General features: G+C 46.3%; 16 protein-coding genes. 13 read left to right on the top strand and 3 right to left on the bottom strand.

The genetic code is table 11. The features are described from left to right. Positions 1-22: 22 nt before the first annotated feature. Positions 23-928, bottom strand: a complete 906-nt coding sequence (locus BV910_RS05695) for a COX15/CtaA family protein (RefSeq protein ID WP_015881280.1) — start codon at positions 926-928, stop codon at positions 23-25. A 333-nt stretch (positions 929-1,261) separates the two neighbouring features. Here BV910_RS05695 and cyoE point away from each other — a divergent pair, with 333 nt between their 5' ends. The 10 genes from cyoE to BV910_RS05745 all read left to right on the top strand — a co-directional run bounded on the left by cyoE (position 1,262) and on the right by BV910_RS05745 (position 9,219). After that, positions 1,262-2,185, top strand: a complete 924-nt coding sequence (gene cyoE, locus BV910_RS05700; RefSeq protein ID WP_015881281.1) for a heme o synthase — start codon at positions 1,262-1,264, stop codon at positions 2,183-2,185. Positions 2,186-2,282: 97 nt separating this feature from the next. Further along, positions 2,283-3,260 (top strand): cytochrome c oxidase subunit II, encoded by a 978-nt coding sequence (gene coxB, locus BV910_RS05705; RefSeq protein ID WP_078147917.1) that lies wholly within the window; start codon positions 2,283-2,285, stop codon positions 3,258-3,260. Positions 3,261-3,298: 38 nt separating this feature from the next. After that, positions 3,299-5,167, top strand: a complete 1,869-nt coding sequence (gene ctaD, locus BV910_RS05710; RefSeq protein ID WP_078147918.1) for a cytochrome c oxidase subunit I — start codon at positions 3,299-3,301, stop codon at positions 5,165-5,167. After that, positions 5,168-5,794, top strand: a complete 627-nt coding sequence (locus BV910_RS05715; protein WP_015881284.1) for a cytochrome (ubi)quinol oxidase subunit III — start codon at positions 5,168-5,170, stop codon at positions 5,792-5,794. A 1-nt stretch (position 5,795) separates the two neighbouring features. After that, the gene (locus BV910_RS05720) at positions 5,796-6,125 is read left to right on the top strand and encodes a cytochrome C oxidase subunit IV family protein (RefSeq protein WP_078146634.1); all 330 of its coding nucleotides are present in this window, start codon (positions 5,796-5,798) and stop codon (positions 6,123-6,125) included. A 134-nt stretch (positions 6,126-6,259) separates the two neighbouring features. Next, on the top strand, positions 6,260-7,183 hold the full coding sequence (locus BV910_RS05725; RefSeq protein WP_078146635.1) for a cytochrome c oxidase assembly protein: 924 nt from the start codon (positions 6,260-6,262) through the stop codon (positions 7,181-7,183). Positions 7,184-7,207: 24 nt separating this feature from the next. Then, a complete protein-coding gene (locus BV910_RS05730; protein WP_015881287.1) occupies positions 7,208-7,669 on the top strand; it encodes a DUF420 domain-containing protein in 462 nt (153 codons plus the stop codon). Positions 7,670-7,690: 21 nt separating this feature from the next. Continuing rightward, the gene (locus BV910_RS05735) at positions 7,691-8,305 is read left to right on the top strand and encodes an SCO family protein (RefSeq protein ID WP_015881288.1); all 615 of its coding nucleotides are present in this window, start codon (positions 7,691-7,693) and stop codon (positions 8,303-8,305) included. Positions 8,306-8,310: 5 nt separating this feature from the next. Further along, a complete protein-coding gene (locus tag BV910_RS05740; protein WP_078146636.1) occupies positions 8,311-8,583 on the top strand; it encodes a hypothetical protein in 273 nt (90 codons plus the stop codon). A 144-nt stretch (positions 8,584-8,727) separates the two neighbouring features. Further along, entirely contained in the window at positions 8,728-9,219 is a 492-nt protein-coding gene (locus BV910_RS05745) for a cysteine hydrolase family protein (protein WP_078146637.1), read from the top strand. Between the two features lie 56 nt (positions 9,220-9,275). Here BV910_RS05745 and BV910_RS05750 read toward each other — a convergent pair whose 3' ends face one another. Next, entirely contained in the window at positions 9,276-9,638 is a 363-nt protein-coding gene (locus tag BV910_RS05750; RefSeq protein ID WP_015881291.1) for a YugN family protein, read from the bottom strand. A 104-nt stretch (positions 9,639-9,742) separates the two neighbouring features. Continuing rightward, positions 9,743-10,498, bottom strand: coding sequence for an ATP-grasp domain-containing protein (locus BV910_RS05755; protein ID WP_240499802.1), 756 nt, complete (start codon positions 10,496-10,498; stop codon positions 9,743-9,745). Positions 10,499-10,630: 132 nt separating this feature from the next. Between BV910_RS05755 and BV910_RS05760 the strand changes: the two genes are divergently transcribed. From BV910_RS05760 to rsmD, 3 genes are read left to right on the top strand one after another with little or no spacing between them, the layout of a single operon-like run. After that, entirely contained in the window at positions 10,631-11,080 is a 450-nt protein-coding gene (locus BV910_RS05760; RefSeq protein WP_015881293.1) for a YlbF/YmcA family competence regulator, read from the top strand. Then, positions 11,064-11,318: a YlbG family protein gene (locus BV910_RS05765; protein ID WP_143406649.1), complete on the top strand. Its 255-nt coding sequence runs from the start codon at positions 11,064-11,066 to the stop codon at positions 11,316-11,318. The genes BV910_RS05760 and BV910_RS05765 overlap by 17 nt, the downstream gene beginning before the upstream one ends. Positions 11,319-11,370: 52 nt before the next feature. Then, positions 11,371-11,934: a 16S rRNA (guanine(966)-N(2))-methyltransferase RsmD gene (gene rsmD / locus BV910_RS05770; RefSeq protein ID WP_078146640.1), complete on the top strand. Its 564-nt coding sequence runs from the start codon at positions 11,371-11,373 to the stop codon at positions 11,932-11,934.

The following is an 11,934-nucleotide window of genomic DNA, read 5'->3' on the forward strand; positions in this document are numbered from 1 at the left end:
GCCGTGGCGCTTTTTAGTTTGGTTATCCGTTCATGTTTTTCAATTGTGCCCCGTCTTGTCGCGCTGTCGACCGATACGCGTGATAAGAGAGGTATGACAGGATACCGAAGTAGCACGTGATCAAGAATGCGTGAAGGAGCGGAACGTAAGTCGCGTGTCCCCCAAGAACGATCCATGCACCTGTACCGACTTGAAGCAGGATGAAGAAGAGAGACGCCATCATGCCGCGCTCAATCAATCGATTCATTTCTTTACGTGCCAAGTAAAGAACATACAACGTGTACAAGACGAGTAGCCCGGCCATCACACGGTGTCCCATCTGCACATACGACTCAAACGTCCACACTTCTTGTTCACAAATCGGCCAACCGACACAAGCATATGTAGCACCGAGGTGACGGACATAAGCTCCGGTGTAGACGACAATCATCGTATAGATCGAGAGACCGTAAAGATGAGATCTCAACCGTCTCGATACGACTTGATGCTCTCGGTCACCTTCGAATAACAGAATCGTCAAAATGAGTAACGATGCGAACGACACGAGAGAAATGCCGAAATGAAGGGCCAGGATGGCGTCCGACTGTTGCCAAATGACCGCGCCCGCTCCAATGATCGATTGGATGAGCATAAAGATAAATGCGAGAAACGCGAAGATTTTCACATCGACCCGATGTTTGACCGCGATGAACGTCCAAATGGCGAGCGCAATGATGAGAAGACCTTCGATTCCGGAGACTACCCGGTGACTGTATTCGATCATCGTTTCAACGCTTGGGTTGGTTGGGATTAATTTTCCATGACAGAGTGGCCAGTCCGTCCCACAACCATCTCCTGAATCCGTCTTCGTCACGGTTCCACCCATGATGAGGACAAGCATCATCCCGAGGGTGACAAACCCTGAGAAAAACGCGAGTTTTTTATGCATGCAATACCACCTGCTTCTAATCAAAATCCGTTAAAAATGTACCTTGTTTATTTATATTTTTTTCGCCATACTTATTATACGGCTTTCTGTTCAAAAAACGAAATGGAAAAGCTTGCAATCGTTATCAAAAACGTTATTCTAATATTAGTAAAGCACATAAGGTGTGACAAATATCACACTATTGACACAAAAAACTCGCTATTTTACAAGCATAAAGGGCGTATTTTATAAAAAAATATGGTATCTTTGTAGAGAGTTAAGTGTATTTTGTTCATGTTGTGTTTTTTCTGTGAAGAGAATGCGAGGATTTCGTGATTATGTGGGGGGGTCAGTATGACAAAAGTCAACCCAGGGATGATGGTAGATGTAGAGTATACAGAATCAACGTCATTCCGAGATTACGTCGCCTTAGCGAAAATGGGAATCGTTCGCGCCAACCTGTTGTTGGTGTTTGCAGGATTCTTCGTGGCAGCGACGTACCAGAGCGATACGCCAGTCCTTTACTTGTTTGAAGTTTGGCCACAGCTCTTATTAACGATGTTAGGAAGCGCACTCGTGATTTCGGGGAGTTGTTACCTAAACAACTTTGTGGACCGAGATATCGATTACTTAATGGATCGTACGGACAATCGACCGAGTGTAACCGGCAAGATTTCAGGAGAGAAGATTCTACTCCTTGGATTGACACAACTTGCAATCGGAACACTTCTTTTGCTCCTTGTATCGTACGTCGCCGCAGTATTCGGTTTAATCGGGGCATTTTTTTATGTCGTGATTTATACGATGTGGCTGAAGCGTACGAGTACGCTCAATACGGTCGTCGGTAGTATTTCAGGAGCCGTTCCACCGCTCATCGGTTGGGCAGCACTCGATCCGACACTTCATATCGATGCGTGGCTCATGTTCCTTGTCATGTTCTTATGGCAACCACCACACTTCCTGGCGCTCGCCATGCGACGGACGGAAGAGTATCGAGCGGCAGGCATTCCGATGCTTCCGGTCGTGAACGGATTTGCCATCACGAAACGGCAAATCATCTGGTGGATTGCGACGCTGATTCCGGCATCGCTCTTATTTATGCACTATGGTCTTGTTTACTTGACAGTCGCAGCCGGTTTAGGGGGCTACTGGTTGTATCTCGGGTTGAAAGGATTCAACGCCGAGGATGAAATCAAGTGGGCAAACAAAATGTTCTTCTATTCATTAATTTATTTAGTCGTGTGGATTATCGCGCTGATTTTGACAGCACTCTGGTGATCGCACTCACTATATAGAAAACCATTACACATCATTTTGGGAGAAAGTGGGGATTGTTGTGAAATCATTTAAGAAGCTTCTGTTTGGCATCGTCCCGATGATGATGTTCGCAGTCCTGTTATCAGGTTGCGGTCAAGAGGGATTGTCTGCATTGAAGCCGATGGGAGAAGGGGCTGAGCTTCAGCTCCGCATCATTCTCATCAGTTTGGCAATCATGCTCTTCGTACTCATCATCGTCTCGGTCATTTACGTGTACGTGCTCATGAAGTTCCGTCGGAAAGATGAATCGATTCCGAAGCAAGTTGAAGGTAGCAGTACACTCGAGATGATTTGGACAGTCGTTCCGATTATCCTTCTCATCATTCTCGCTGTTCCGACAATCACGACGACTGTCGAACTCGCGAAAGCGAAAGAAGCGAAAAAAGAAGAAGAAATCAACGTTACAGCTAACTTGTACTGGTGGGAATTTGAATATCCAGAAGCAGGTGTTGTGACAGGGCAAGAGCTCGTCATTCCAGTCGGAAAACGAGTCGGCATCAACTTGACGTCTAAAGATGTCATTCACTCATTCTGGGTACCAGCTTTATCTGGTAAGACAGATACGAACCCAGGACTTGATAACGAAATGTGGTTACATGCAAATGAACCAGGTACTTACTACGGGAAATGTGCTGAGCTTTGCGGTCCGTCACATGCCCTTATGGACTTTAAAGTCATCGCGCTCGAGCAAGAAGAATATGATCAATGGCTCGCTGACATGAAAGCCAAGCAAGACGAGAACGGTGAGAAACTCGTCGCAGACAACACGAACTTGACGACAGGTGAAGAAGTGTATGTCCAAAGCTGCTTGAGCTGTCACGGCGGCGGTAAAGTGGCACCAAGTTTAACGAACTTCGGTGATCGTGAATGGCTCGCAGGTTACCTCGAAAACAACGAGGACAACTTGAAAGAGTGGATCCGTGACCCGCAAGAGAAGAAACAAGGGGCTCTAATGCCAGGATTCAATGAAGGTCAAATCAGCAACGAAGAATTAGATGCACTCGTTGACTTCTTGTATGAGCAGAAGATTGACTAACGGGAAAAGGGGGATTTCACGTGGCACAGACCACTGCAATGCAGCAATCGCGTAAATACAATGGCATCATGGATTGGATTACGACGGTTGACCACAAAAAAATCGGTATTTTGTATTTGTTCTCAGGAATCTTCTTCCTCCTTCTCGGTGGAATTGAAGCATTACTGATTCGTTGGCAACTCGTCAAACCAATGAACGACTTCGTCAGCGGTGAGACGTTTAACCAGTTGATTACGATGCACGGAACGACGATGATCTTCCTTGCGGCCATGCCGATGTTATTCGGTTTCATGAACGCTGTCGTACCACTTCAAATCGGGGCACGCGACGTTGCGTTCCCATTCATTAACTCATTAGGTTTTTGGTTGTTCTTCTTCGGTGGAGTCATGCTTAACTTGAGCTGGTTCTTCGGAGCAGCACCAAACGCAGGGTGGACGGCTTACGCGCCACTTTCAACACAACCGGAAGCGACAGGGGTAGACTTCTACGCTCTCGGTCTTCAGATTTCAGGTTTCGGTTCATTGATGGCCGGGATTAACTTCCTCGTCACCATCTTGAACATGCGTGCGCCAGGAATGAAACTCATGCGTATGCCACTCTTCACATGGACGACTTTCGTTGCATCGGCATTGATCGTCTTCGCATTCCCACCACTTACGGTCGGATTGTTCATGTTGATGTTCGAGCGACTCTTCGGAGCTGCTTATTTTGACCCGGCACTTGGCGGGAACGTTGTCATCTGGGAACACCTTTTCTGGATCTTCGGTCACCCGGAAGTATACATCTTGATCTTACCGGCATTCGGTATTTTCTCGGAAATCATTCCGACATTTTCACGTAAACGTCTCTTCGGTTACACGACGATGGTCTTCGCGACAATGCTTATCGGTTTCCTTGGATTCATGGTTTGGGTTCACCACATGTTCACAGTCGGTCTTGGTCCAGTTGCCAACTCGATTTTCGCTGTTGCAACGATGGCGATCGCCGTACCAACGGGTGTTAAAATCTTTAACTGGCTCTTCACACTGTGGGGCGGTCAAATTAAATTCAACGTCGCCATGCTTTACTCAGTCGCGTTCATTCCTTCATTCCTCGTTGGTGGGATGACAGGGGTTATGCTTTCAGTCGCACCGGCTGACTATCAGTACCACGACAGCTACTTCGTTGTCGCTCACTTCCACTACGTTATCGTAGGTGGGGTTGTATACGGTCTCTTCGCAGGACTTTACTACTGGTTCCCACTCATGTTTGGAAAAGCCCTTTCTGAAAAGCTTGGATACTGGCAGTTCTGGTTGTTCTTTATCGGGTTCCACTTGACGTTCTTCCCGCAACACTTCCTCGGATTGTTCGGTATGCCACGTCGAGTCTTCACATACCTCGATGGTCAAGGTTGGGATACACTCAACATGCTCTCGACAATCGGTGCATTCTTCATGGGTGTGTCAACGATTGTCTTGCTCGTCGCTGTTGTGAAAGCCTTCTTGTCAAAAGAACGCGTCAAACCAGACCACTGGGGAGACGGACGTACGCTTGAGTGGACACTTCCTGTTCCGACTCCGGAGTACAACTTTGCACAAACACCACTCGTCAAAGGACTTGATACGTTCTGGCTCGAGAAAATGGCAGGCAACAAACGCGTGTCAGTCGCCGAGGAAGTTTCGGACATTCACATGCCGAACAACTCGCTCATTCCGTTCTTCATGTCACTCGGCCTCTTTATCGCAGGACTCGGTGCCATCTTCCAGATGGATAACACGGTCGTCGGTTGGTCATTGATCGGATTTGGATTAGCGATGACGTTCGTCTCGATGTTCCTACGTTCTTGGATTGACGATCACGGCTACTACATTCCGAAGTCACAAGTCGAAGCAGACTTGAAAGCGATTCGTGAGAAAGGAGAACAATAAATGGCACATGCAGTTGAAAAACACCCAGTGACCGGTATCCCGGCCAATCCAGAGAAAGCAACACTGGAAGGGAAAAATAAATATGTGGCCTTCTGGTTCTTCCTTGGTGGAGAGACAGTCCTCTTCGCCTCGCTCTTTGGAACATACGTTGGTCTCTTGAACTCTGGTGCGCCAGAGGAATTACGTTCGTATAACATTTTCGAAATGGAGCTCGTCTTCATCATGACGATGCTCCTCCTCACAAGTTCACTTACAAGTGTCCTTGCGATGATGAACATGAAGGCAAACAATCCAGGGCGTATGAAGCTTTGGTTGATTGTGACGCTCCTTCTTGGTGCCGGCTTCCTTGGTGCTGAGATTTACGAGTTCATTCACTACTACCACATCGGTCACACGTTCACGTCGAGCGCATTCGGTTCAGCCTTCTATACGTTGGTTGGTTTCCACGGCGCGCACGTAACGTTCGGTCTTCTTTGGATCACGACGCTCTTGATTCGTAACTGGAACCGTCCAATCGATGTATACAATGCACCAAAGTTCTATGTATCGAGTCTATATTGGCACTTTATCGACGTTGTTTGGGTCTTCATCTTCTCAATCGTCTACCTCTTAGGGATGGTGAACTAATATGGAAAAACGAGTAATGAACGAATCTCACAAGCAGTTAGAGCTTGAAGTAAAAGCAGAGTCGAAACGAGAGTATCAGCTTCAATTGATCAGTTTCGCGATGATGATTTTACTCACATTCGTGGCATTCGGCGCCGTCTATGCGGAATTGATGCCAGTGTGGGCAGCAGGTGGTTTCTTAATCATCTTGGCGGTCATCCAAGTCTTCCTACAGTTATATATCTTCATGCATATGAATAACCGTGGGAACACATGGATCGTTGTCATGATGTGGCTAGGCATCTTTGTCGCCATCATCACGGTCGCTGCACTCCGCTTACTCATTTGGTAATTGTGACAAAGGATTGAACATCTGTGGAAACACGGATGATTTGGTCCTTTTTCCTTTACTTCAAAAATGAATGAATAGTAATCTTGAAGTGAACGGTTTCAAAGGTTAGGGAGAGAAAGAAAAGGGGTGAACGGATGCTCTGGAATACGTCGGAGCTGCTCAATCAATTTGATTGGCTCACGTTATGGAGTCCGCTGTTCGGATTGCTCATGGTCGGGATTTATGTGTTATACGCCGTCGTGACAGAGAGAATGGCGAAGCGAGGATATGCCTCGACCACGTTATTACAAAAGTTTAGTATGTTGTTTGCGATTGTTTTGTATTACATCGGTTTTGGAAGTCCAATCGATGTCATGGCACATATCATTTTATCGGTGCATATGTTCCAAATGGTGCTCGTCTATATTTTGGCACCGGCACTCGTCGTTTACGGTCTACCGTACTGGGTGTTTGAAAAAGTACTTAGCTTCAAATGGATTGGGCCGACGTTCAAGTTTTTGACGAAGCCACTGATTGCGCTTATTTTATTCAACGCATTGTTCTCGATTTACCATATGCCGGTCGTATTTGACTACGTCTTGACGAACTATGGCGTTCACCGGATTTTCCACGGTGCCCTTCTCGTCTTTAGTTTGACGATGTGGTATCCGGTCATCGTTCCACTCGTCTCAGACGAAGAGGAAGGCATGTCCGATTTGAAACGAATGGTGTACATTATCGCCAACGGGGTCTTATTGACACCTGCCTGTGCGCTCATCATCTTCAGTCAAACGACGCTCTATAATGCGTATACGGACCCGCAGACGTTTGCGACAGTCCTTGGCTACTGTCTCCCGAACGGTGACGTTTCTGGAATCGATTTAGAGGCGTTGATGGGAGCGACGAACAGCGCGCTCGAAGATCAACGATTCGGTGGGGTTCTCATGAAGCTCGGTCAAGAGATCGTGTACGGCTTCTTCTTCGGCTGGACGTTCTTCGGCTGGGTGCGTCGGACGAAATCGCTTGCTCTTGATGAAGGCATGTCATTCACTCCGCAAGAAACAAATGAAAAAAATTAAACAGAACATAAAGGGGAAACATTGATGAACTATCTTGCCTTAATTAGTGTGTCATTCATCGTCATCAGTGCGATTCTTGTCGCCATCGGGTGGGTGATTATCGCAAAAGACCGCAGCAACATCGAAAAACATAAAAAGGTGATGACGGCCGCCGCGATTGCAGCGACGACGTTCTTCATCCTTTACGTCTCACGTACCATTTTTGTCGGCAACACGGCATTCGGAGGACCGGATTCAGTGAAGCCGTTCTATCTCGGTTTTATGATTTTCCATATTCTTCTCGCGACAACAGGTGGTATCCTCGGATTGATTACGCTCTATCTCGGTTATAAAAACAAGATCGAGAAACACCGGAAAATCGGACCGAAAGCGTCAGTCGTCTGGTTCTTCACGGCCATTACGGGTGTGACGGTTTACATTCTTCTCTATGTGGCATATGACCCAGGTGAAACGACGAACGTATTCCGCGCGATAATCGGAGGATGATCCATAGAGAGGGAGAGCTGTATGAAACGGAATAGCTATTTGACGGTCGGTTTGACCGTCTTGACGCTTGTCGTCATCGGAGTAGCCGTGTATTTTGTTTTCTTCAATCAAGACGACCTACCCGTCATTCAAGAGCCAACCCCGTTCACATTAACGAACGCATTAAATGAAGAGACCTATGATTCCGACAACGGAAAAGTGAAGATTGTGACGTTCTTCTATACGAACTGTCCAGATATTTGTCCGCTCACGTTACGTGATTTCATGAAGCTCGAAAAAGAATTGAAAAAAGAGAACTTATACGGATCGGACGTAGAACTCGTTGCGATCACGGTTGACCCGGAGGTGGATACCGTGCCCGTTCTGAAAAATTACGGGGAAGCATTCCAAGCGGAGCCGACTGGATGGAAGATGTTGACGGGAGACCAGGTAGACATCGATCGGATCACGCGCCAGCTACAGTTCTATTATTCGAAGGCGAACAGCGGACTCGTGACGCATGCGACGACGATGTACGTCATCGACCGCCATCATGATGTCCGGGCTGTCGCGCAGATGGCAACGGCAGGGGATGAACCGGTCGATATCGAATCTATCATGGAGGACGTTAAAGTGCTCGCGAATGAAAAGGAGTGATCACCATGAACGATACGATGGCTGTGATTGGGAATGACTATTCATACGGAGACGTGACGATTGCAGAACGGGCGATTGAAGATTTGATCGCGTGTAGCGCGATTGAATTCGGCTTGAAAGAAGTGAAAGTCGTCTCTCGCTCGAAAGACCACTATGATTATCAAATCATTGCACCATTATCACTCGTCGAGGCAGAGCGATTGTATCGCTATGTTCGAGACCAATTCGATTTATTGCTCGGTCAAGTCGATGTGACGTTGACCGTCATTGCGACATGACATAAAGGAGGACCCGCAAAGGGCCTCTTTTTTTATATGCTCGACGCTGTGTTTCTCATGACTATATCTTCCAGAGGCGAACTTTGCTATACTAAATACTAAATCGAACAAATGTTCGTTTTTAGAAATGGAGGAGGGTGAAATATGCAGAACCAGGCTTTAGTCGTTATTGACATTCAAAATGACATCACGAAAAATTACAAAGCAATCATCGACAACATCAATAAAGCAATCGATTGGGCGGTCAAAAAGAAATTACATATCGTCTATATCCGGCATGAAAATTTATCGGCGGGGACGAGAACGTTCAAAACAGGAACGCGAGGAGCGGAATTAGCACCAGATTTGAAGCTCGTGTCCGATCACGTGTTTACAAAATACAAGGGCAACGCTTTGACGAGCGAAGCGTTTGTGACGTTCATTGAACAGCATCACATCGATACGTTTTATATCACTGGGGCTGATGCGACCGCCTGTGTGAAGTCGACTTGCTACAATCTGCGGAAATCTGACTATGCCGTTAGCGTCTTCTCGGATTGCATCACGAGCTACGATTTGAAAAAAATAGAAGATATGATTATATATTATAAAAGTAAAGGGTGCGTGATCATCGAATCAAAGGACTTGTCGGCGTAAATTGCCAAACAACGTTTGACTCGACTTATGTGAGCCTATAAGAAAAACCCCTTCGCTTATGCAAGGGGTTTGACTTCTAATGTTTCTGCGAGTGCTTTTAGACGGCGCTCACAGTCGCGGACGATTTCTTCTGGGAAGACTTCATCGTATTCAACACCGTGTGGATAATAATGCTTTCCTAAAATCGGTGTAAGCATTTTGACAACAGCGTGACGATCTTCGATTTGACCTTCGATCGCGTATACAGGTAAGCGAAGATAGAATGTTTCGCCAGTCGATTGTTTCTCATATTTCATGTCATACGTGGCACGCTCGTAATCCCAAGCACCTTCACGGATGAAATGATGATGATCCATGATCGTCTCGAGCAAACCAAAACGGATTTCTTTTCCCTCGATGTGGAACTGCTCAAATTTCATCATAATCCCCCTTTTCGAATAAACCTCATATGTCATCATACCATATTCAAAAACGTTCTTGGAATAACGTGTGTTCAAATTGTGAAAAAAAGATGAACGATTAATCAGCCGAGTGAATTTAAGTATTCCTCGATTTTTTGAGGGAGTTTCACGCCAAGAGGTAGCAGTCCTTCTGATCCGAAAAAGACGTTGAATTCCAAAATGTAAAATCCTTCTTCCGTCACGATGACGTCAAACGCTGCGTGATTGATAGATAACGTGTTGGCAATCGATTGAACTTCTTGGACGACGTCTTCCGGGATGTCTTCGTACGAGAAGTTAGCCCCTTGAGCGACATTGTTTAAAAAAGCCTCACTGACACGCCAATAGGCACCGACTACCTCTTCTCCAATCACGATGATGCGTAAGTCGCGATCATTCGGGATGAACTCTTGGACATAGAACGTATCATGATTCTCGACGTATTCTAACCAGTCTTGGTCATTTTTGATTAACCATACCCCTTGACCCATTGAGGATTTGGCTTTTTTGGCGACGAACGGGTAGTGGAATTCTTCCAACACGCGTTCAATCGTGTATGGGTTCTTTCCATAAATCAATGTCTTCGGAATCCGATGCGGATATGTCGCTTTAAAGGCGCGCGTCATCTCGATCTTGTCGTGCCCGAGGTGATAAGTCGCAGGTGATGGGAAGATTGCTTTATTCATCCCGTAGATGATGGAATTGACCATCCAATATTCAGGGAACAGGACGAGGTCGGCAGCGCGAACCTTATCGAGCTGATCGAAATAATATTCGGGTTTCGCATAATCCGTCTTGATACCGGCCGATCGGATCATATTAAAAGAAACTTTTTTCATACGTAGACGCATCGGTTGCGTCTGTTCACTTCCTTTCTACATGGAACGCCTTGCGGTCAACTTCAATTATAGTGTGGATTGCTTACATAGGGAAACAATTGTGGTAAAATCATGGCAGAAAGGGTGAGGGGTATGATAATCACTGAACAGACGATTGCCCTGCTCGATCAAACAGAAGAATTGACCGATTTGATTGAAGCAAGCGAATCGTTTCAAACATATATTCAAACGAAAGCGGCACGTCTCGCATCACAAGAAGCAAAGGAAATCGAGCGTGAGTTCTTGAAGATGAAAGAGGACTATGAGTATGTCCAGCGATTCGGAAAGCATCATCCGGACCACGACCGCATCAAAAAAGAGATGCATCTCATCAAACGTCGTCTCGATGTTCAGCCGGAAATCGCTGCGTTCAAAAAAGCGGAACGAAGCTTGGATAAGTTGTTAGGGGAAGTGAGTGAACTACTCGCTCATTCAGTCTCTCCTAAAATCAAGGTCCCGACCGGTAATCCATTCTTTGATGAAGGTGGATGTTCTGGTGGAGGTAGCTGCGGAGGAGGCGGAAGTTGTGGATGCGCCGTCTAAGTTGAATGAACGGATTGGCTTCGTCGTATACGTGAATTCCTTGAAACAAGTGAAAGCGTTAAGACGTTATGCGAATCTTTACTTTGTCTCAAAACGAGAGAAGTATGCGTTTCTTTATACTGACCTCGAAGGTCATGAAGCCGTACTCGAACAAGTGAAAGCATTGCCGTTCGTGGAAGCGGTCGTACGAAGTGAGCGTCCATTCATTTCCGAAACGTACGAGACAAAATCGAAATAAACAAAAAGATGAAGGTGGCATCACCTTCATCTTTTCTGCTGGAGGGAAAGACATGCGTGTCATATCTGGAGAACGAAAAGGGACCCGTTTAAAAGCGGTCCCAGGAACGGCGACACGGCCGACGACCGATAAAGTGAAGGAATCGTTATTCAACATCATCGGACCTTATTTTTCAGGCGGGAAAGCACTAGACCTGTACGCGGGCAGTGGTGGGCTCGGAATCGAGGCGTTATCACGAGGTTGTGACGAAGCTATTTTTGTCGATCGTCAACCGAAAGCCGTCCAAACGATTCAAGAGAATTTACGAGCGACCCATTATGAAGTGAAAGGGAAAGTATATCGTCAAGACGCCAAGGCGGTACTCGAACAGCTCAAGGTTCAACAGGAACAATTTAAGCTCATTTTTATGGATCCTCCATATCATGCGGAAGAACATGTGGCGTTCTTACAAATGATCGATGAGTCGAATCTCTTGATGGATATCGGCGTAGTCGTCTGTGAACACGGCAGCGACGTGACGTTACCGGAACGAGTAGGACGATTTGAACGAATTAAAGAACAGCGATACTCAGATGTCATCACCATCAGTTTCTATGAGTACGCATCAGAGGAGTGA

The sequence above is a fragment of the Exiguobacterium sp. HVEsp1 genome, assembly GCF_002009685.1.
GTDB classification, from domain to species: domain Bacteria; phylum Bacillota; class Bacilli; order Exiguobacteriales; family Exiguobacteriaceae; genus Exiguobacterium; species Exiguobacterium profundum.

Bases quoted from the DNA above. Each gene is read 5' to 3' on its own strand.
- BV910_RS05695 (WP_015881280.1), bottom strand. From the start codon at position 928: ATGCATAAAAAACTCGCGTTTTTCTCAGGGTTTGTCACCCTCGGGATG.
- cyoE (WP_015881281.1), top strand. From the start codon at position 1,262: ATGACAAAAGTCAACCCAGGGATGATGGTAGATGTAGAGTATACAGAA.
- coxB (WP_078147917.1), top strand. From the start codon at position 2,283: ATGATGATGTTCGCAGTCCTGTTATCAGGTTGCGGTCAAGAGGGATTG.
- ctaD (WP_078147918.1), top strand. From the start codon at position 3,299: ATGCAGCAATCGCGTAAATACAATGGCATCATGGATTGGATTACGACG.
- BV910_RS05715 (WP_015881284.1), top strand. From the start codon at position 5,168: ATGGCACATGCAGTTGAAAAACACCCAGTGACCGGTATCCCGGCCAAT.
- BV910_RS05720 (WP_078146634.1), top strand. From the start codon at position 5,796: ATGGAAAAACGAGTAATGAACGAATCTCACAAGCAGTTAGAGCTTGAA.
- BV910_RS05725 (WP_078146635.1), top strand. From the start codon at position 6,260: ATGCTCTGGAATACGTCGGAGCTGCTCAATCAATTTGATTGGCTCACG.
- BV910_RS05730 (WP_015881287.1), top strand. From the start codon at position 7,208: ATGAACTATCTTGCCTTAATTAGTGTGTCATTCATCGTCATCAGTGCG.
- BV910_RS05735 (WP_015881288.1), top strand. From the start codon at position 7,691: ATGAAACGGAATAGCTATTTGACGGTCGGTTTGACCGTCTTGACGCTT.
- BV910_RS05740 (WP_078146636.1), top strand. From the start codon at position 8,311: ATGAACGATACGATGGCTGTGATTGGGAATGACTATTCATACGGAGAC.
- BV910_RS05745 (WP_078146637.1), top strand. From the start codon at position 8,728: ATGCAGAACCAGGCTTTAGTCGTTATTGACATTCAAAATGACATCACG.
- BV910_RS05750 (WP_015881291.1), bottom strand. From the start codon at position 9,638: ATGAAATTTGAGCAGTTCCACATCGAGGGAAAAGAAATCCGTTTTGGT.
- BV910_RS05755 (WP_240499802.1), bottom strand. From the start codon at position 10,498: ATGAAAAAAGTTTCTTTTAATATGATCCGATCGGCCGGTATCAAGACG.
- BV910_RS05760 (WP_015881293.1), top strand. From the start codon at position 10,631: ATGATAATCACTGAACAGACGATTGCCCTGCTCGATCAAACAGAAGAA.
- rsmD (WP_078146640.1), top strand. From the start codon at position 11,371: ATGCGTGTCATATCTGGAGAACGAAAAGGGACCCGTTTAAAAGCGGTC.